The sequence below is a fragment of the Bacillus sp. BPN334 genome (assembly GCF_008368885.1).
GTDB lineage: Bacteria > Bacillota > Bacilli > Bacillales > Bacillaceae_G > Bacillus_A > Bacillus_A wiedmannii.
The window spans coordinates 73,028-92,118 of the sequence record NZ_QOZW01000016.1; the positions used below are offsets into that span (position 1 = coordinate 73,028).

Annotated in this window: 20 protein-coding genes, 1 pseudogene and 1 other annotated feature; of the genes and pseudogenes, 4 read left to right on the forward strand and 17 right to left on the reverse strand. The window is 36.0% G+C overall.

Annotated features, from left to right (window positions below; genetic code table 11):
- Window positions 1–80: 80 nt before the first annotated feature.
- The 7 genes from DN393_RS23775 to DN393_RS23805 form a co-directional block, all read right to left on the reverse strand.
- Entirely contained in the window at window positions 81–1,163 is a 1,083-nt protein-coding gene (locus DN393_RS23775; RefSeq protein ID WP_001064414.1) for a toxic anion resistance protein, read from the reverse strand.
- An 18-nt stretch (window positions 1,164–1,181) separates the two neighbouring features.
- The gene (locus DN393_RS23780; RefSeq protein ID WP_064477239.1) at window positions 1,182–2,813 is read right to left on the reverse strand and encodes a YceG family protein; all 1,632 of its coding nucleotides are present in this window, start codon (window positions 2,811–2,813) and stop codon (window positions 1,182–1,184) included.
- A gap of 111 nt (window positions 2,814–2,924) precedes the next feature.
- Complete coding sequence (locus DN393_RS23785; protein WP_064477238.1) at window positions 2,925–3,716, reverse strand: TerC family protein; 792 nt, start codon at window positions 3,714–3,716, stop codon at window positions 2,925–2,927.
- A gap of 73 nt (window positions 3,717–3,789) precedes the next feature.
- Window positions 3,790–4,368: a TerD family protein gene (locus DN393_RS23790; protein WP_048559725.1), complete on the reverse strand. Its 579-nt coding sequence runs from the start codon at window positions 4,366–4,368 to the stop codon at window positions 3,790–3,792.
- Between the two features lie 82 nt (window positions 4,369–4,450).
- On the reverse strand, window positions 4,451–5,035 hold the full coding sequence (locus DN393_RS23795) for a TerD family protein (RefSeq protein ID WP_000146727.1): 585 nt from the start codon (window positions 5,033–5,035) through the stop codon (window positions 4,451–4,453).
- A 23-nt stretch (window positions 5,036–5,058) separates the two neighbouring features.
- Complete coding sequence (locus tag DN393_RS23800; RefSeq protein ID WP_064477237.1) at window positions 5,059–5,655, reverse strand: TerD family protein; 597 nt, start codon at window positions 5,653–5,655, stop codon at window positions 5,059–5,061.
- 137 nt (window positions 5,656–5,792) lie between these two features.
- Entirely contained in the window at window positions 5,793–6,662 is an 870-nt protein-coding gene (locus DN393_RS23805) for an ROK family protein (RefSeq protein WP_064477236.1), read from the reverse strand.
- A gap of 307 nt (window positions 6,663–6,969) precedes the next feature.
- On the opposite strand from DN393_RS23805, the pseudogene DN393_RS23810 reads away from it, so the two are divergent.
- A pseudogene (locus tag DN393_RS23810) lies at window positions 6,970–7,738 on the forward strand (LPXTG cell wall anchor domain-containing protein).
- Between the two features lie 114 nt (window positions 7,739–7,852).
- Here the strand turns inward: DN393_RS23810 and proS are convergent.
- Together proS and DN393_RS23820 are read right to left on the reverse strand one after the other, a co-directional pair.
- Window positions 7,853–9,283, reverse strand: coding sequence for a proline--tRNA ligase (gene proS, locus DN393_RS23815; RefSeq protein WP_098110756.1), 1,431 nt, complete (start codon window positions 9,281–9,283; stop codon window positions 7,853–7,855).
- A gap of 46 nt (window positions 9,284–9,329) precedes the next feature.
- Window positions 9,330–9,536, reverse strand: a binding site (T-box leader).
- A 93-nt stretch (window positions 9,537–9,629) separates the two neighbouring features.
- Window positions 9,630–9,923 carry a YesK-like family protein gene (locus tag DN393_RS23820; protein ID WP_064477233.1) on the reverse strand — a complete coding sequence of 98 codons (294 nt, stop codon included), beginning with the start codon at window positions 9,921–9,923 and terminating at the stop codon, window positions 9,630–9,632.
- A gap of 154 nt (window positions 9,924–10,077) precedes the next feature.
- Here DN393_RS23820 and DN393_RS23825 point away from each other — a divergent pair, with 154 nt between their 5' ends.
- Both DN393_RS23825 and DN393_RS23830 read left to right on the forward strand, forming a co-directional pair.
- Window positions 10,078–11,391: an alkaline phosphatase family protein gene (locus DN393_RS23825; protein WP_098110757.1), complete on the forward strand. Its 1,314-nt coding sequence runs from the start codon at window positions 10,078–10,080 to the stop codon at window positions 11,389–11,391.
- A 108-nt stretch (window positions 11,392–11,499) separates the two neighbouring features.
- Entirely contained in the window at window positions 11,500–12,783 is a 1,284-nt protein-coding gene (locus DN393_RS23830; protein WP_000738835.1) for an MFS transporter, read from the forward strand.
- A 44-nt stretch (window positions 12,784–12,827) separates the two neighbouring features.
- Here DN393_RS23830 and DN393_RS23835 read toward each other — a convergent pair whose 3' ends face one another.
- The 8 genes from DN393_RS23835 to DN393_RS23870 all read right to left on the reverse strand — a co-directional run bounded on the left by DN393_RS23835 (window position 12,828) and on the right by DN393_RS23870 (window position 16,615).
- On the reverse strand, window positions 12,828–13,100 hold the full coding sequence (locus DN393_RS23835) for a hypothetical protein (RefSeq protein ID WP_064477231.1): 273 nt from the start codon (window positions 13,098–13,100) through the stop codon (window positions 12,828–12,830).
- Between the two features lie 12 nt (window positions 13,101–13,112).
- Window positions 13,113–13,364: a helix-turn-helix transcriptional regulator gene (locus tag DN393_RS23840; protein WP_002070345.1), complete on the reverse strand. Its 252-nt coding sequence runs from the start codon at window positions 13,362–13,364 to the stop codon at window positions 13,113–13,115.
- 71 nt (window positions 13,365–13,435) lie between these two features.
- Entirely contained in the window at window positions 13,436–14,653 is a 1,218-nt protein-coding gene (locus DN393_RS23845) for an MFS transporter (RefSeq protein WP_149173996.1), read from the reverse strand.
- 67 nt (window positions 14,654–14,720) lie between these two features.
- A complete protein-coding gene (locus DN393_RS23850) occupies window positions 14,721–15,302 on the reverse strand; it encodes a TetR/AcrR family transcriptional regulator (RefSeq protein ID WP_064477229.1) in 582 nt (193 codons plus the stop codon).
- A gap of 80 nt (window positions 15,303–15,382) precedes the next feature.
- Window positions 15,383–15,526 carry a hypothetical protein gene (locus DN393_RS23855; RefSeq protein ID WP_000817976.1) on the reverse strand — a complete coding sequence of 48 codons (144 nt, stop codon included), beginning with the start codon at window positions 15,524–15,526 and terminating at the stop codon, window positions 15,383–15,385.
- Window positions 15,527–15,653: 127 nt separating this feature from the next.
- Window positions 15,654–15,905, reverse strand: coding sequence for a hypothetical protein (locus DN393_RS23860; RefSeq protein WP_064477228.1), 252 nt, complete (start codon window positions 15,903–15,905; stop codon window positions 15,654–15,656).
- 13 nt (window positions 15,906–15,918) lie between these two features.
- A complete protein-coding gene (locus tag DN393_RS23865) occupies window positions 15,919–16,233 on the reverse strand; it encodes a thioredoxin family protein (protein WP_064477227.1) in 315 nt (104 codons plus the stop codon).
- A gap of 10 nt (window positions 16,234–16,243) precedes the next feature.
- Window positions 16,244–16,615, reverse strand: coding sequence for a DnaJ family domain-containing protein (locus DN393_RS23870; RefSeq protein WP_088046931.1), 372 nt, complete (start codon window positions 16,613–16,615; stop codon window positions 16,244–16,246).
- 372 nt (window positions 16,616–16,987) lie between these two features.
- Here DN393_RS23870 and DN393_RS23875 point away from each other — a divergent pair, with 372 nt between their 5' ends.
- A complete protein-coding gene (locus DN393_RS23875) occupies window positions 16,988–19,012 on the forward strand; it encodes a glycosyl hydrolase family 18 protein (protein ID WP_098110761.1) in 2,025 nt (674 codons plus the stop codon).
- Window positions 19,013–19,091 lie beyond the last annotated feature (79 nt).

Here is a 19,091-nt window from a genome sequence, read left to right on the forward strand (position 1 = left end):
GGCAATGAGGATTATTCCTCATTGCCTTTTCACCTATTTCACTATTTGTGGGAGATGTCCCCGCCGATTAAAGTTTCACTTTATCCTTGTAATTCTTTTTTTATGTTCTCTGTTAACGTAGCCATACGCTTGCGGCTTTCCTCACGCTCACGTTTATTTTGCTCTTCAATTTGTTGTGTTTCTTGCATACCTCTTGAAATAATGTTCCAAGTTTCCTCAAGTGTTTCCATCTTAATACTAGAAGAACCTGATAATCTCGCTACTTCCACACTTTGCGTTGCGATATTTTGTGCATTCTTCTTAAGTAATTCATTTGTGCGGCGATCAAGTTCAGCCATAGAATCTGCAACAAGCTTTTGACGTTTCGCATTTACCGCTTGAATAATACCATTTTTAAAGATAGGAATCGTTGTAATAAATGCTGTATTGATTTTACCAATTAATTTATTATTACCACGTTGAACCATACGAATTTGTGGTGCTGTAAGTAGCGCAACCATACGTGCTTTTTCTAAATCATCAATACGCTGCTCTAAAATTTCAACAGAGTTTTTCAGTGATTCTAATTCAATACCTGCTAATTGGTCATTGTTACGCACACGTTCTTCGTACATTGGAACCAACTCTGTATTTAAACGCTCTAATAACATTTCCCCTGCTACTACATACTTTTCTAAGTCTAAATAATATTTTAAATTTTGCTCATATAAACCATCTAACGTACCGATTGATTTTTTCATTTCATCTTGATACTTTGTAATTTCTACGTATACTTTATCCATTTCGCGACCCATTGTTTGGTACTTACTAAAAATTTGTTCAATCATTTTATCAGCTTTTTTGAACATACGTGAGAAGAAACCGCTTTTCTCTTCCGCAAAGTCTTTGCTATCGAATCTATCCATAATTTTACCAAGCTGTTTTAATAATTCTCCAGAGTCTTCTATTTTTGATAAAGACATTGTATGTAAAATTTGATCAGCGAAACGTGAAATTTCCATAGATGGTTCTTTTCCAAGTTCAATTAATTCTAATTGATCTTTAATATCTACCGAATTATAAATACGTTGCACATCTGCATCTTGTCTAAGTTGTAAGCGAACATCTTGTGCTGTTTGCTCATTTAATTCTGTTTTCGAATCTAGTACGACTGGGTTATTCATATGGTATTCTCCCTTTCCTTATAAAAATGGACGAAATAGTCCTTTTATTGTTTGTGATAAATTTTTATAGGCTGATGAACTATGAAACTCAAGATCGAAATTAACTTCTTCAAGCCAATGCGAATCAAATGCTGCTGCATCAATATACGGTTCAATATCATTTCGTCCCGTTGGATTGAAGTGGAATACATCTACTCCTATTTGATTTAAAAATAGTAATAAAACAGCATCCGAACGGCTTAATTCTCCGCTCTTCTCATTATTAAATATAACAATTTTAGGTACTTCTTGCGAGTAATCAAATTTCTCAAGTTGCTCTAAAATGTTCGGTGGTATTTGAGAAAGCTGTGCGAAAACATACAGTGCTACATCTTGTTTCGTCTCTTTCGCAATGGGTTTACACATTTCACTTTCGCACGTATGGATGATCGCCTCTGCAATACCATGTTGCAATCCTTCTGGCAAACGTTTATGTGGCCACCAATGACTGTTCATAATTAAATCAGGGTGTAATTTCCCCCCGCGGTCTAACGCATCTCGGTAATGATATTGGAAATTCGCTTTTTGTTCTTTCGTAAACGGGAATGTATTAATTAATAAACTGTTATCAAACGATGTAACAGCCTTTAATCGCTGAAAATATTCTTTATCATTTTTTGAGACACCTGATATTTTCGCAAATAAAGAAGGGATATAAATGTGTTTATTTTCAACAAAGAATGTTGGACGCACAAATGCCTTTTCTTTCGTAATTAAAAAGAGTTCATCATACGTTGTTTTGAGCGTACGAGCTACAGGCGTATAGGAACGAAATTGCCATGGCTTGTACAGCAGTGAGTTATCGTGGTGAAGTACTTGTTCAATTTCTTTTGAAGCCTGATACGCTACTGTCGCAACTCGCTCACGGCGGCGATCTGGAAATGGTTCAAGAGAAATCCGACTTGGATAAGACACAACAAAACTTCTTCCTTCCTCATCAACATTCTCAAATCCATCTTTTCCTTCTGGGTGATAATAAAGTACATCGCAACCGAGCATAATAAGAAAGTATAAGAAATATATACGGCTTTCCTGTGCATCACCGTACCAAATGATGCGTGGCATTTGTTTCTTATAATTAATCGTAGAGAACCACTTCGCTACGTAATTGTCACTTAACTTAATCATATCGATTAAGAAACGACGGAATCCTTCTGTTTTTAATGATTGGTTATGTTGTTTTTCATACAATTTCAATACAGAAATAAACGTCGTATGTATATAATGCTGTAAGTCAGGATTGTCTACTTGTGGTAATAGTTGTTTTCCAGACAGATGGGCGACAAGCCTATTTACTGTAAGGCCATTCGGTGCTTCTTGATGTAATGTAAAAACCTCTTGGATATGGCGCAGTTTTTCGGGATCAATCACCTTATTTAAATTTTGTTCATGCAAAACCACAATCCCTTTTACTTCACTATAATCAAATAGCTCATTGAAATATTCATCTACATCATTAGGAACACCAAGAATACGAGTTGCTATATAACTAAACTTCATCTCATTCTCTGTCAGTTCATATTGTGGGCGTTTTTCTAAAAGCGCTTCAAATTGCTTTAAATCTGATTCGTCTTTTAATGCACATGGTTGAAGTGTAAAACGTGAAAACACAACAGTTCACCTCCAAAAACATTTACTTTTTTTTATAAAGTCTCTCTTCTATTATAAACTATTTTTAGTTATAAAAAATGGGCGCTCGCATAACGAGCAAACCCATTTCAATTATTTATGATTATTTTTAGTAGCTGCAACTTCTTCTTTAGCTTGTCCAGAATTCTTCATGTAGTGAAGTATAAACGTTGCTCCAAATGCTACAACTAAAATAATAAAGAATAGCGTATGGCTTACTTCAATATGAATAACAGACAATAACATTTTTGCTGCAATAATTAAGATTAAAATATATGCTGTCGTTTCAAGTTCTGGAATACGCTCTAACAATTTTAAGAATACGCCAGCGATACCGCGCATCATTAAAATACCAAGCATTCCGCCTAATAATAGAATCCAAACTTGATTTGATACACCAAATGCAGCAAGTACGCTATCTACAGAGAACGCGATATCCATTAATTCCACCATCGCAACTGTTCCCCAAAAGACACCAAACATTCTGAAGAGAATACTGTTTTGGTTCATACCATGAGCTTCCTCTTCTTCTGCGTTACCTTTTCTTTTATCAATGAAGTATTTAACCGAAAGCCAAGCTAAGTAAAGTGCACCTAACACTTTTACCCACGCTAATTTAATTAAGAACATTCCAATTCCAATCGCAATAAAACGGAATACATAAGCTCCAATAAGTCCATAGAATAATGCTTTTTTACGCTTTTCTTCCGGAAGGTGTTTTACCATTACCGCTAATACAAGTGCGTTATCAGCAGATAACAACCCTTCAAGTACAACAAGTGTACCTATTAATCCCCAAGATACTGGATCTTGCAACACTCTAATCCACATGTCCAAGTCGAAAAACTGAGCATACGTATCAAGGATTCCTTGCAAAATACTCATCTTACCTTTATCCCCTATTCTTTGCTAGATTTATAGAAAGGTCAAAAAAAGGAAACGAATATCGTTTCCCTTCTTATGCATCCAAGCCATACGCTCTTACAAGCGCACCTAATCCACCTTGGAAACCGCTTCCTACTGCATTAAACTTCCACTGTCCATTATGACGGTATAATTCACAAAAGACAACTGCTGTTTCGATGGAGAAATCTTCCCCTAAATCAAAACGAAGAACTTCTTCATTCGTTTCTTCATTTGCTAAACGAACGAATGCGTTTCCAACTTGTCCAAAGTTTTGATTACGGCCTTCTCCATCATAAATTGTAACTGTAATAGCAATTCTGTGCACATCTGCCGGAACTTTCTTCAAGTCTACAACAAGTTGTTCATCATCGCCTTCACCTTCACCTGTGCGGTTATCTCCTGTATGTAGAACAGATTCACAAGGAGACTGTAAATTATTATAGAAAATAAAATCAGTTTCCTTCGTACATTTTCCATTCGCATCTAATAGGAATGCTGATGCATCTAAATCGAAATCTGATCCACCGTCATAAGATTTAATATCCCATCCAAGACCAATTACTGCTTTTGTTAAGCCAGGGCTTGTCTTACCTAAATCAATCTTCTGTCCTTTTTGCAATTGAATAACCATTTACATTCACCTCTATATTTTATATCTTAAAAAATATACCCATCAGTAAACATATGTTTCACCGATGGATATATAAAATCTATTACTCTACATCTAAACCGAAATTATTACATAGAGACGCTAATCCGCCCTGGAACCCACTTCCGATTGCATTGAACTTCCAGTCACCTGCATGACGGTATAATTCCCCTACTACAACAGCTGTTTCAATAGAGAAATCTTCTCCTAAATCGTAACGAATTAACTCTGCATTCTTTTCTTCATCTAAAATACGTACGAAAGAGTTAGAAACTTGTCCGAAGTTTTGGCTACGACCTTCTCCATCGTAAATTGTGATTGAGAAACAAATACGCTCGATATGTGCAGGTACATTTTTTAAATCTACTTTAATCGATTCGTCATCGCCTTCACCTTCGCCAGTTCGGTTATCTCCTAAATGCTCGACAGCACCATTCGCACCTTTTGGATTATTATAGAAGACGAAATCCTCTGCACCTGAAACTTTACCGTTAGCACCTACTAAGAAAATACTAACATCTAAATCGAAATCGTTTTGTCCGTCATAACGATTCGTATCCCAACCAAGTCCTACAAGAACTTTTGAAAGACCTGGATTTGTTTTTGTTAAGTCTACCTTTTGTCCTTTTTTCAATGAAATTGATGCCATATTCAATTCCTCCTCGGTTTATTTTATTGATAACGTGATACAATCTCACTTAAGTTTTTATCTTGTGTGCCTTCTCCAACAGCTGAAAACTTCCATTCACTTCCGTGGCGATACATTTCACCTGCAATTAGAGTCGTTTTGCCAGCATAATTATCCGATAAATTATAGCGTGCTAATTCTTCACCAGTTTGCGGGTTTTGAATACGAATATATGCATTACGAATCATCCCGAAATCTTGACGACGATTTACACAGTCATAAATATTTACAACGAATACTAAACGATTAATACGGCTCGGAACTTTATGTAATTCTACGAAAATTGTTTCGTCGTCACCAGCGCCTTCACCTGTTAAATTATCTCCTGAATGAATAATACTACCACAAGTAGAAAGTTTGTTTCCGAAGTAAACTAAATCGTTTTTGTTTAAAAAGCGATCCCCTTCTAACATAACAACAGATGCATCACAATCTACACTTGGTTTACTTCCAAATAATGAAGACAGAAACCCACCTGATTGTCCAATTGGATCCCAGCCTAAGCCAACCTGTAGTTTTGCTACTTTTGGTTGTCCTTTCGTTAAATCGATCTTTTGACCTTTTTCTAAAATAATAGGCATGAAGTTTCTTCCTTTCTACAAAGCATTTTCCAAATCGGAAAATATTGTATTCTTCCCTTATATTGTAGCATTATTTACCTAGTGATAAAAAGGATAAATTCTCAGTTATATGAAAACATTCATATAACTTATTTATGCTAATGTAAGAAGTGGTAAATAGCACCAACCATTCCTGCACAATTTCCGTTTTGTGCAAGTTCAATCTCACAATTATTATAAATCTCTTTATTTAAATATTTTTCTACTTCTCTTTTTACTTCTTTTAAGAACTGATTTCCCCTACCAGTAATTCCTCCACCTATAACAATCATTTCTGGATTAAAAATATAAGCAAGGTTACTAATTCCAATCGCTAAATGTTTAAAGAAAACCTCAACTGCTTGCGTAACTTCTCTATCTCCTTTATCATACAGTTCGAAAATCGTTTTTCCATTCCAATCACTTTCACCTTTATATTTTCGCACAAGACGAATTAACCCTGAAATGGAAGCGACCTCTTCAAACTGCTTTCCTTCTATTAACATATTTCCCCATTCACCAGCACTAAAAGAATGTCCTCTGTATAACTCTCCATCTATAAATATCGCTCCTCCAATACCAGTTCCAAGAGTAAGCATAATAAAATTTCTTTTTCCGTTTCCAATACCTTTCCACTTCTCACCCAAAGCTGCACAATTCACATCATTTTCAACGGATACAGGAACTTGTAATCCCCCTTGCAATCTATCAATAATAGGAATAGTCGCGTAGTTCGGAATATGCTCCGCCCCTCCCGTTACAACCCCTTTATGAATATTAACAATTCCCGCAGTACTAATGCCAATTCCCGAAATCGTATGTTCATTCATTAATTTTCGGGATAGAAGAATAAGTTTTTGAATGATTTGTTCCCCACCCAAATGAATTTCTGTTGGAACTGTTTTATGCTTTAGTACTGTCCCTGTTTCTGAAACAATTCCATATTTAATTTGTGTACCACCAATATCAAATGCAATATATTCTTTCATCTGCTGTCACTTCCTCTACTGTAATGAGTGTAAAATTCTCACTGCTCCACTATTTATAAAGTGAAACTTTAATCAGTGGGGTTTTGTTCATCCCCCACCTAAATTCTTTGCTTTCGCTGAATTTTCAGGTGGGGATCTTACTACCCGTCAAATAGCGGGATAAAGAGTTTACATTAACTCTTTTCTCTCTTCAAAAACACACCACCTTTTTCTATATATAGTTTTTTTTGCATAAAACTCTTTTTCCTAAGAAATATTACAAAGGGATGTATTTTAGATGGAATATTAATTTCTTAGGAGGAAAACAATGACGAAAATCTTCATTTTAGCATCAACACTCTCTTTATCTTTTTTTAGCGGTTTAAATATCGGTAATGCAACAACGGAAAACTTCTCTCCAGCAGCAAACGCAATTGTACAAAATAACGATCATTTAGCAGAAGGCAACTCAAAAGATAATAATAAGCCACCAGGAAACAGTGGTTCTCAGGACGATAGTGGTTCTGGTGGCAATGGTTCCGGTGGTAACGGTTCTGATGGCAGTGGTTCTGGTGGTAATGGTTCCGGTGGTAATGGTTCTGGTGGCAACGGTTCAGTGGTTCTGATGGCAGTGGTTCTGGTGGCAATGGCTCCGGCGGTAACGGTTCTGGTGGTAACGGTTCTGGTGGCAATGGTGCAGGGGGTCCGGGTGCTGGGGTTCCGGTGGCAGTGGTTCTGGTGGCAATGGCTCCGGCGGCAACGGTTCCGGTGGTAACGGTTCTGGTGGCAGCGGTTCTGGTGGTAACGGTTCTGGTGGTAACGGTTCTGGCGGCAACGGTTCTCAAGGTGGTAACCGTGTTAAAGGCGATAGCAGTTCTCAAGGTGGGAATGGCTCACAAGGCGGCAACCGCGTTAAAAGCGATAGCAGTTCTCAAGGTGGCAACGGATCCCAAGGTGGGAATGTAAAAGATAATGTGAAAAAAGAAGGCGATAAGTTACCTAATACGGCAACGCATTATCCTGCATCTATTTTAATGGGACTTTCAACATTCCTAATCGGTATGTTACTATTTATTCGCCGTAAAAACGCAAAATAAAAACACATCCTTCCATCTAAAACATACATGAAACAAATTGCAAAACTAAAAAGGACTTTGGATTGCATTTTATTATGCAGCCCAAAGTCCTTTTTATCATCTATCAAAAAAGCATTAATACGCTTTTCCCCAATACACCATTTGTTTAGCTTCTTTACCACAATAAATACATTGGTCAGCTAAATGCTCTTGCTCAAAAGGCATACAGCGAGAAGATACTCCAACTTCTTCTTTTAGCTTCTCTTCACAAGCTAATTCTCCGCACCACATTGCCTTAATAAATCCTTGCTTTTCATCAGCTACTTTTTTCATCTCTTCGAAATTCGTCGCACTATACGTATTCTCATCGCGGAATACTTTTGCCTTATTAAATAAAGAATTATGAATTTCCTCAAGTAGTGCTGGAATACGTTTTTCCAATTGATTCATTGATATAAATTCTTTTTCTTTCGTATCTCTTCTAACAAGTACAACTTGATTCTTTTCAATATCTTTAGGACCAACTTCTAATCGAATTGGAATGCCCTTCATTTCATACTCATTAAATTTCCAGCCTGGTGTTTTATTACTAGCATCTATTTTTACTCGTGCAACCTTTTGAATATGTTCTTGTAACTCTGTTGCTTTCGCTAAAACTCCTTCTTTATGCTGAGCAATCGGCACAATAACAACTTGTACTGGTGCGACTTTAGGAGGCATTACAAGACCATTATTATCGCTATGAACCATAATAAGTCCACCTATCATTCTTGTTGATACACCCCAAGATGTTTGGTGTACATATTGCCACTTACCGTTGCGATCTAAAAATTTAATATCAAATGCTTCAGAGAAATTCGTTCCAAAGTTATGGGATGTTCCTGTTTGAAGTGCTTTCCCATCATGCATTAAACTTTCGATCGTATAAGTTGCCTTTGCTCCTGCAAACTTTTCTTTTTCTGTTTTTTGCCCTTTAATTACTGGTATCGCTAAGTAATCTTCACAGAAAGAAGCATATAGATTTAAAATATGTAACGTTTCAGCTTGCGATTCTTCTGCTGTTTCATGAATTGTATGACCCTCTTGCCATAAGAATTCCGTTGTACGAAGGAATGGTCTCGTTGTTTTCTCCCAACGAACTACTGAACACCACTGATTATATAACTTTGGCAAATCATTATAGGATTGCACAATTTTTGAAAAATGCTCACAAAATAAAGTTTCAGATGTAGGGCGTACACAAAGTCTCTCCGCTAACTTTTCATCCCCACCATGTGTCACCCATGCTACTTCAGGAGCAAATCCTTCTACATGATCCTTCTCTTTTTGCAATAAACTTTCTGGAATAAACATTGGCATATACACATTTTCATGACCAGTTGCTTTTAACTTCTCATCCATAACTTTCTGCATATTTTCCCATAAGGCATAACCGTACGGGCGTAGAATCATACATCCTTTTACACTTGAATAATCAACAAGTTCTGCTTTTTTTACAATATCTGTGTACCACTGTGCAAAGTCCTCTTCCATCTTCGTAATCGCTTGTACTTGTTCTTTTGCCATAGTCAGTCTTCCTCCTTTTGAAAATACAAAAAAGCCCGTGTCCCTAAATAGGGACCGAGCTTTGCCGGCGTTACCACCCTGATTCATGCACAAAAATTGCGCATGCTCTCTTTTTGATAACGGGAAATTCCCGCTGCATATGCAGAACGCAAAGGTAGGTTCCATATCGCCTTTTTAAGAATCTTTCAGCCTGACGGATTCTCTCTCTGCTAAAAAGATTGAACATGTACTAGTCCTTTTTCATCGTTATAACGAAATAAATTTGTTGATTATCATAATATAAATTCTTTTTTAAAACAATAGCTAATTTTCTCATCTTTATATATTCTTTTCATTTTCTGCAGTTTTATACGTAGCTTTTTCGCGAGATTTTTACAAGTTGATGTGCAATCATACCGATAAGTGTACCAAGTAGAACGAAGAAACCAATAAATCCATATCCCATTCCTTCCCATCCACCAATCACCATCATTGTAACGGGAAAAGATGCTAAACACAGAAGTATTAAACTAAGTGCAAATATAATATCGAACTGTTTGTTTGGAAACCGTTTCTTTAGTAAATACGAAATAGCAAATACAAGGATAATCGTAATTCCGCCAATGATGTAAAAGATACTAAATCCATCTAGCCACTCCATAGTATTCCCTCCTTCCATTCATTCCCTTATACTTAATTATATGTTTAATTTTTCTGAAAATAAATAATAAATTTTTACCTAGAAATATATTTTTATTACTAGGTATTAATAGTAATATATAAGAATAGGTTTTATATAATCAGGAGGGAACTTTATGGATAAAGCATTAACAAATCACGTCATTATTTTATCTTTCGATTGCTTATCAGCTTTAGATTTTCCTATATTACAAAAACTTCCTAATTTCCAAACATTAATAAATAAGGGCGCGATTGCGAGAAAAGTGGAACCTATTTATCCTTCTGTAACATATCCAAGTCACTCAACAATCGTTACTGGAAACTACCCTAATAAACATGGTGTAGTTAGCAATACGTTACTTCAACCTGGACGCGAGTCACCAGATTGGCATTGGTACCGAAAATCCATTAAAGGAACAACGTTATACGATGAAGCACGTAAAGCAAATTTAACGACAGCTGCCCTTCTATGGCCTGTTACCGGCAGAGCAAATATTGATTACAATTTACCAGAAATCTTTCCAAATAGACCGTGGCAAAATCAAATCTTAGTTTCATTATTTAGCGGTAGCCCGCTATATCAATTAGATTTAAATCAGCGCTTCGGCCATATACGAAATGGGCTGTCACAACCTGAACTCGATGATTTCGTACTTGCTTCTGCTGTGCATACAATCCAGACGAAGAAGCCTAATGTCATGTTTGTACATTTCACCGATTTAGACACTCAAAGACACTATCACGGCTTTGAATCTAACGAAACAATAGCTGCTATCTATAGACATGATGAACGGCTAGGAAAAATTATTCAAGCTTTAAAAGACAGTGACCTATACGAAGAAAGTACAATTATCGCTCTCGGTGATCATAGCGCCTTAAGTGAAAACAAAGCCATTCAATTAAATGTACTATTTCATCAAAAAGGGCTTATATCTATAAATTCAAAAGGAAAATTAGTAGACTGGAAGGTCTATTGCCAAAGTTGCGACGGCTCTGCCTATGTATATGTGAAGGACAAAAATGATACGGATACAATTCAAAAAGTACAACTACTACTTGAAGAGTTACTTCAAAATAAACAAAACGGTATTGAATTTATGCTTCATGATGAAGCTGCAAAAGACTGCGGTGCAGATGGTAATTGTTTATTTATGTTGGAAGCACAAGAAGGATATTATTTCACTGAAAACTATACAGGCGATTTTATAAAAGAAATTACTGAAAAAGATGTTACGCCTAGTAAAAAATATACATTTGGTACGCATGGATACTCTCCAACAAAACCTAACTATGAAACAATTTTTATCGCTGCTGGGAAAGGGATAAAAAGCGGCGTTACCATTCCGTATATGAGACTTATTGATGAAGGTCCAACTATCGCTAGACTACTCGGTTTACACTTAGGTGAAACAGACGGATCAATTGTAGAGGATTTACTTCAATTGTAAAGAACTGTGTATATATGTAAAAGTTATGTAAAAATCATCACTGTTTCTCTTTTTATAATTTTTATTTTTGTACACTGTTAGTAGAACAAATTTAAGGGGGAACATTATATGAAAAAAATGTCCAGACAAGAAAAAAGCTGGATATTATACGATTGGGCGAATTCGGTATATTCGCTCGTCATTACCACTGCATTATTTCCAATTTACTTTAAAGCAGCTGCAAAAGAAGCCGGACTATCTGGTGCAACTTCAACGGCATATTGGGGATATGCGAACTCTTTCGCTACACTTTTAATTTCTATACTTGCTCCTATTCTCGGCACAGTTGCTGATTATAAAGGATTTAAAAAACGATTTTTCACATTCTTCTTTGGACTCGGTATCGTATTTACAAGTATGCTAGCAGTCGTCCCAACATCTCAGTGGTACTTATTACTAGGCTGCTATATGCTCGCATTAGTCGGTTTTGCGGGAGCAAACATTTTTTATGATGCATTTTTAGTAGATGTTACCTCTAAAGATAGAATGGACCGAATTTCTACAAGGGGCTTTGCATTAGGTTATATTGGGAGCACAATTCCTTTTATCGGTTGTATCGCTCTTATTATTCTTGCTCAAAAAGGAACTATCCCTTTATCAGTCGGCATTGCTAGTCAAATTTCGTTCGCAATAACAGCTCTTTGGTGGGGATTATTTACAATTCCAATGTTAAAAAATGTAGAGCAAACACATTACATTGAACGTCATCCAAGACCAATTGCAATGAGCTTCAAACGCCTTGCTGATACTTTTAAAAATATTAAAGAATATAAAACTGTATTTATGTTCCTAATCGCTTACTTCTTCTACATTGACGGGGTCGATACAATTATTACTATGTCTACCGCTTACGGAACAGATCTCGGTATTAGTGCAACGAATCTATTAATCATCTTATTTGTCACACAAATTGTAGCTTGTCCATTCGCCTTATTATACGGAAAGTTATCAGAAACATTTACAGGTAAAAAAATGCTATACGTCGGCATTATTATTTATATCATTATCTGCATATATGCTTATTTCTTAAAAACGACACTCGATTTCTGGATTTTAGCAATGTTAGTTGCCACTTCTCAAGGTGGTATTCAAGCACTTAGTCGTTCCTATTTTGCAAAACTGGTACCAAAAGAATCTGCAAATGAATTCTTCGGATTTTATAATATCTTTGGTAAATTCGCGGCAATTATGGGGCCAGTATTAGTCGGTGTTACAACGCAATTAACAGGAAAAACCAACGCTGGTGTCCTTAGTATTATTGTACTGTTCGTTATCGGTGGATTCTTACTAACTAGGGTTCCCGAAAATGATACATCCGTTACACCACCTAGTCCAAAAACTAAAACGCTATAAAGAAAAGATCCTCTTCTCATGAGAAGAGGATCTTTTCTTTAGTTTTAGCGATAACGTCTTACAATTAAAAATTCTACAGCCGGCTTTACAACTATCGCAGCGCATAACGCAAACAAAAGAGGTATGTTATGAAAATCAACCCATTTATTAAAACCTACCGATGCCAAACTTTTAAACATATAATGTAATGCGATGCTACAAATAAATAGTGCATACCAGTTTACTTGAAGTTCAGTTAACCAATAATAAAGTGCAAACACTAACGTACTTATAGCTACTAATGCCGTAACTACAAGACTTATTTTCTCTTTCCCCAACAACTACTCCCCCTACAGCTTGTACAAAAATAGTTTATCAACAGTTGTTCCTAATACTTCAGCTAAACGGAATGCTAACGCTAAGCTTGGATCATATTTATTATTCTCAATTGCATTTATCGTCTGTCTAGAAACTTTACACTTATCAGCCAATGCACCTTGTGAAATATTGTTTTCAGTGCGTAATTCATAGATTTGATTTTTCACACCATTTCTCCTAACCTGTAAAATCGTTTTTACATCATCAGTATATAGTTGGGGCATATCATTGTCAAAAGATTGCCGCAAGAAAAGGGAGCAATTCTGCTCCCTTACAATAGCTATTTCGAAACTAATCAATTCGTCATTTCCTCTCGATTCACAATATCTTCTTTCTTTATTTGCATACGTAAAACCGGACCTATTGCTAACAAAATAAGTGACATTGCTATACAAAATACAGTAACTAGTGAGGTCATCTCCTTCAATCCTCCAGCTAGTGAAGTTCCGATTAACATTGCCCCCATAAACAGTGGTAAAATTGTTCCATTTACTCTTCCAATCATATTTTCTGGTACAAGTTGAATCATAAGCGTACCGACGACTATATTAACACAAGCTAAACAAATACCTGTTCCAAACCTCATGAAACTAGTAATCCAAAATGATGTAGATAGCCCTTCTACTAAAAATGACATTGCTAATATGCTCATACCGAATACAAACATCTTTTTCGGGTTCACTTTTGAAGCGAAAACTGCAGCAACAATACCACCGATTAACATACCGATTCCATCAGCTGCGGCTAAATATTGAACTGCTTCCTTTTCCATTCCAAGGCGCTCTATTACAAGAAATACCTCTAATGGATTCGTTAGTCCAACAGCTAAGCCCATAACGGTGAAAGTAATCGTAATCATACGTAAATTTTTCGTGTGAAGAACGTATTTCCATCCTTCTTTTATATCATTTTTTAATGAACCTCTCGCCACTTGCTCTTGTTCCACCCATTTTGGTAAAAATGAAAGGGCTATAGCAGATAACAAAAATAAAATGATTAAGCTATATAGTGACGTAAATAAACCAAGTTGTGTGTACACAAGCGATCCTACTACTGGCCCAAAAATCAGAAATAATGACTGTAACGTTTGGTTAAATGCAATCGCATTTGCTACCTGCTCTTCTTTTACGTAGCGCTTAAATATACGCGAAGATGATGGCTGAGAAAACTGACCTACAATCGCGGAAATGAGTGTTGCAAAAAATATAGCCTGCCAATAATCCAGCTTTAACAACAAGACAATTCCTATAATAGACAGTACGCTTAATACGTCTCCAGCAACCATCGTTCTTTTCGGATTCCAGCGATCAGCTAGTGCACCACCGATAAACGAGAAAATAAAAATAGGTGCATATTCCATAACCGATAACAACGAAACTGAAACTGGATCATTATTCGTTCGCTCCATTATGAAATATAAAAGAGCCATATTTCTGATCCAAATTGCAAATTGTTGTAAAATATCAGATGCCATAACGAGCATAAATGCTCGGTTTTTAAATAAAGCGTTCATTTTCATTCCCCCTTTCATAAACCGACCGTTCGGTCTAATTTATTTTGTAAGAAAAGCAACTGACCTATTATTCAGCTGCCATTCCTTTTAACAATACATCTATTGCCTTTTTATAGATACGTTGCAGTTCTTTATAATCTAACTCGTAGTAAAGTACTCCAAGCCCTGATAATAATCCATTCACAATATACATAAGATCGCGCGTATTATCTTCACGAAACTCTCCAGACTGTATGCCTGCTTCAATTAGTTTCTCAAACATAACATATGATTCTCTAGTTAAAGCTAACAGTTCATCCAGAATTTCTTTACTTACAACTTGGCTCATAGAGAATTCCTCTATTGCATTTGAAATGGGTTGCTGTATGTCCTCTACATAATATTCCGCGAGACCATATAGTTTTGCAGTACTCGTACTATACAACTTCTCTTTTTCATTCCATTTTTCAAGCCAATCATACGTATGCTGTTTTACTACAAATAAAAATAATTCTTCTTTACTTTTAAAGTGATAATAAATGCTTCCTTTACTTCGCTCTGTAATTTCACAAATCTCTTCCATAGATGTAGCTGCATAACCCTTCTGTGAAAACAGACTTTCTGCTTTATAAGCAATTTCTTTCTTTATCTCTTCTGTACTTCTTCTCATATTTACACCTCTTTAAACCGACCGTTCAGTCTAATAATAACAAATAAAAAACCTCTATCGCAAGAGGCTATATTCCTTATTTAAGAAAACGTACTTTCAAACCACGTTCGAATCATATGTATTATTCCAATTTTAAATCCTAATTTAACAAGAAATACGCCTCCCGCAGCTAATAAAAATAACATTACTTTCCCCTTATTTTTCACTTTCGGTTCCCTTTTCATTTCTATTCCCCTTATTACATTAAAAATATTAATCAAACGTTTGTTTAACTGTTTTTATGCATATGTAAGCCAACTAATCAAACGTTTGTTTAAAAAGAAATACGCCCCCCTATAGGGCGTATTCTCATCAATCACCGCCGCCTCCACCACCGCAGCTACCTCCACTATCTCCACCAAAAGAACCTCCGCAATCATGTGAACCTCCATCGTGCGAGCCATCATTATCCGATCCAGCAAAGAAAAATAATGGTGATGAGCTGTTGGATGAATTATGAATGTTATTTTGTTTTGTAAGATTTACCTTCTTTTTGTTTGATCGAACTGCTGTTACGATCGTTCCAACTACAACAAATAATAATATGACAATAATAAATTCCATATAAAAGCCTCCCTTAATCTTTGAATAATTGAATGGTTCTTTCTAGATTTTCAAGTGAAATGAAGCGCGATTCACGAAGAATTTCTTTTCCATTATAAAATAATAAAACTGTTGGTCCTGTAAATACTGCATATCGCCCTGCGATCTCTTGCATGTCTTGTAGTAATATTTCTACTTTCTCTACGTAATCATAATTCTCTAATACGCAATTTACTTTTCTTAACATAACATCACAAACACCACAATTTTCCGTTTTAATAAACAGCAGTACTAATTGTTGTCCTTCAATATATGTCGCTAATTCTTCTATCGTTTCAAATGTATTCATCTTATCCCTCTTAGCGTAATTTACGAAATACTTTACCCTGATACATACGAAAAGCTGAACTATCTTTAATCTTTCTCTTTTCCATTACCTGCTGAAAACGCAGCGTTTTTGCTGTTAACTCTTCTTGTAATTCTTTTCTCTCTACTTCATCATAACAGCATGCAATTAAGTTTTCTATTTTTAATATATCTTTTTGTAGTTCCATTTCTGGTGGAATCATACCCGCATTTTTTAAGATTTTATAACTCATTCTAAGTTCTGGAGGTACCATTGAAAGGTCTTCTAATTGTAGTGGTTTTCCTTTTCCCGGAATATGATCAAGGTCTCCATTCCGTATTGCTTGTCGAATTTTTTCTTCAGCAATGTTCAAAAAGACATCCACACCATTCGCTCCTTTACATATTTTTACTATTATTTTACATGATATTTTCTCATCTTGCTACGCTATTACAAATTGACTGTATACAATTTTTTCTCAAATTTAATTACAAGGAGCCTTTTCCTCCCTAATCAATATTTTATTTTCATGTGTAGTCTGTGTTAGAGCCATTTCATATTGAGAAAATCTTTCCGAATCAAATAAAGCGTTTACACTAAATCTTACATTTGCTACGATTTAATCACCCCCAGCTCCCTTGTATAGACTTCGTGATGTCTGATCATTTTTATCTAGACGTTTCATACGTCTAGATTCACTTTGGTTTACTGGCGTACGCCTTTAAATATATCTTTTATTTTGAAAGGAGAAATGACTATGAGCTCCAAAAAATTCACATTGCTATTACTATCTCTACTACTCTTCTTACCTCTTTTTCTCACAAACTTTATTACTCCAAATGTTGCATTAGCAAATTCACCAAAGCAAGGTCAAAAAATTGTTGGGTATTTTCCTTCATGGGGTATTTACGGACGCAATTATCAAGTTGCAGACATTGATGCATCCAAGCTAACTCATTTAAACTATGCTTTCGCTGATATTTGCTGGAATGGAAAACATGGAAACCCTTCTACTCACCCTGATAATCCGAATAAACAAACGTGGAACTGTAAAGAGTCTGGTGTACCACTGCAAAATAAAGAGGTCCCTAATGGTACTCTCGTACTCGGTGAACCATGGGCTGATGTCACAAAATCTTATCCGGGATCAGGTACAACTTGGGAAGATTGTGATAAATACGCCCGCTGTGGAAATTTCGGAGAACTGAAACGATTAAAAGCTAAGTTTCCTCACTTAAAAACAATTATTTCCGTTGGTGGCTGGACTTGGTCTAACCGTTTTTCTGATATGGCCGCTGATGAAAAAACAAGAAAAGTATTCGCTGAATCTACAGTAGCTTTTCTTCGCGAATATGGATTTGACGGCGTTGATTTAGACTGGGAATATCCGGGTGTAGAAACGATTCCTGGTGGTAGTTATCGTCCTGAAGATAAGCAAAACTTCACCCTACTCCTTCAAGATGTTCGAAATGCATTAACGAAAGCTGGTGCAGAAGATGGTAAACAATACTTACTAACAATCGCATCAGGTGCAAGCCAACGTTATGCTGATCATACAGAGCTAAAGAAAATCTCTCAAATACTGGATTGGATTAATATTATGACATATGATTTCCACGGTGGATGGGAAGCTACTTCTAACCATAATGCAGCTCTATACAAAGATCCAAATGACCCAGCAGCAGATACGAAATTTTACGTAGATGGTGCAATAGACATTTATACAAATGAAGGGGTTCCAGCGGATAAACTCGTATTAGGTGTACCTTTTTACGGACGTGGATGGAAAAATTGCGGAAAAGAAAATAACGGGCAATACCAACCTTGTAAACCAGGTAGTGATGGAAAGCTCGCTTCTAAAGGTACTTGGGATGATTACTCTACCGGTGACACAGGTGTGTACGATTACGGTGATTTAGCAGCTAATTATGTTAATAAAAATGGTTTTGTTCGCCACTGGAACGATGTAGCGAAAGTACCTTATTTATATAATGCGACTACAGGCACGTTTATTAGCTATGATGACAACGAATCTATGAAATATAAAACAGACTATATAAAGACAAAGGGTTTAAGTGGCGCAATGTTTTGGGAACTAAGCGGGGATTGCCGTACAAGTCCAAAATATAGTTGTAGTGGGCCAAAATTACTTGATACGCTAGTAAAAGAATTACTTGGTGGACCTATTACTCAAAAAGATACTGAACCACCAACAAACGTAAAAAATATTGCTGTTACAAATAAAAATTCAAACTCCGTTCAATTAAACTGGACTACATCTACTGATAACGTAGGAGTTACGGAATATGAAATTACTGCCGGAGAAGAGAAATGGAGTACAACAACAAATAGCATTACAATTAAAAATTTAAAATCTAATATAGAATACACATTTTCAGTAATAGCAAAGGATGCTGCTGGGAATAAATCACAGCCTACTTCTATTATTGTAAAAACAGACGATACTAACACAACACCTCCTGGTGGAAATGGGAATGCTACCTTTTCAGTCACTTCAAATTGGGGAAGTGGTTACAACTTCTCGATTGTAATTAAAAATAGTGGAACGACCTCTATTAAAAACTGGAAATTAGAATTTGATTATAACGGCAATTTAACACAAGTTTGGGATTCTAAAATTAGTAGTAAAACAAATAATCATTACGTAATTACGAATGCAGGATGGAATGGTGAAATTCCTCCTGGTGGATCGATTACAATCGGAGGGGCAGGAACAGGCAATCCTGCCGAACTTTTAAATGCATCTATTAGCGAAAACTAAACGTAACCTCCATTAATTATTTCACTAAAGTTTGAATTTAGGTTTGAGTGCTCTATCCTAAATTCAAACTTTTAATTTT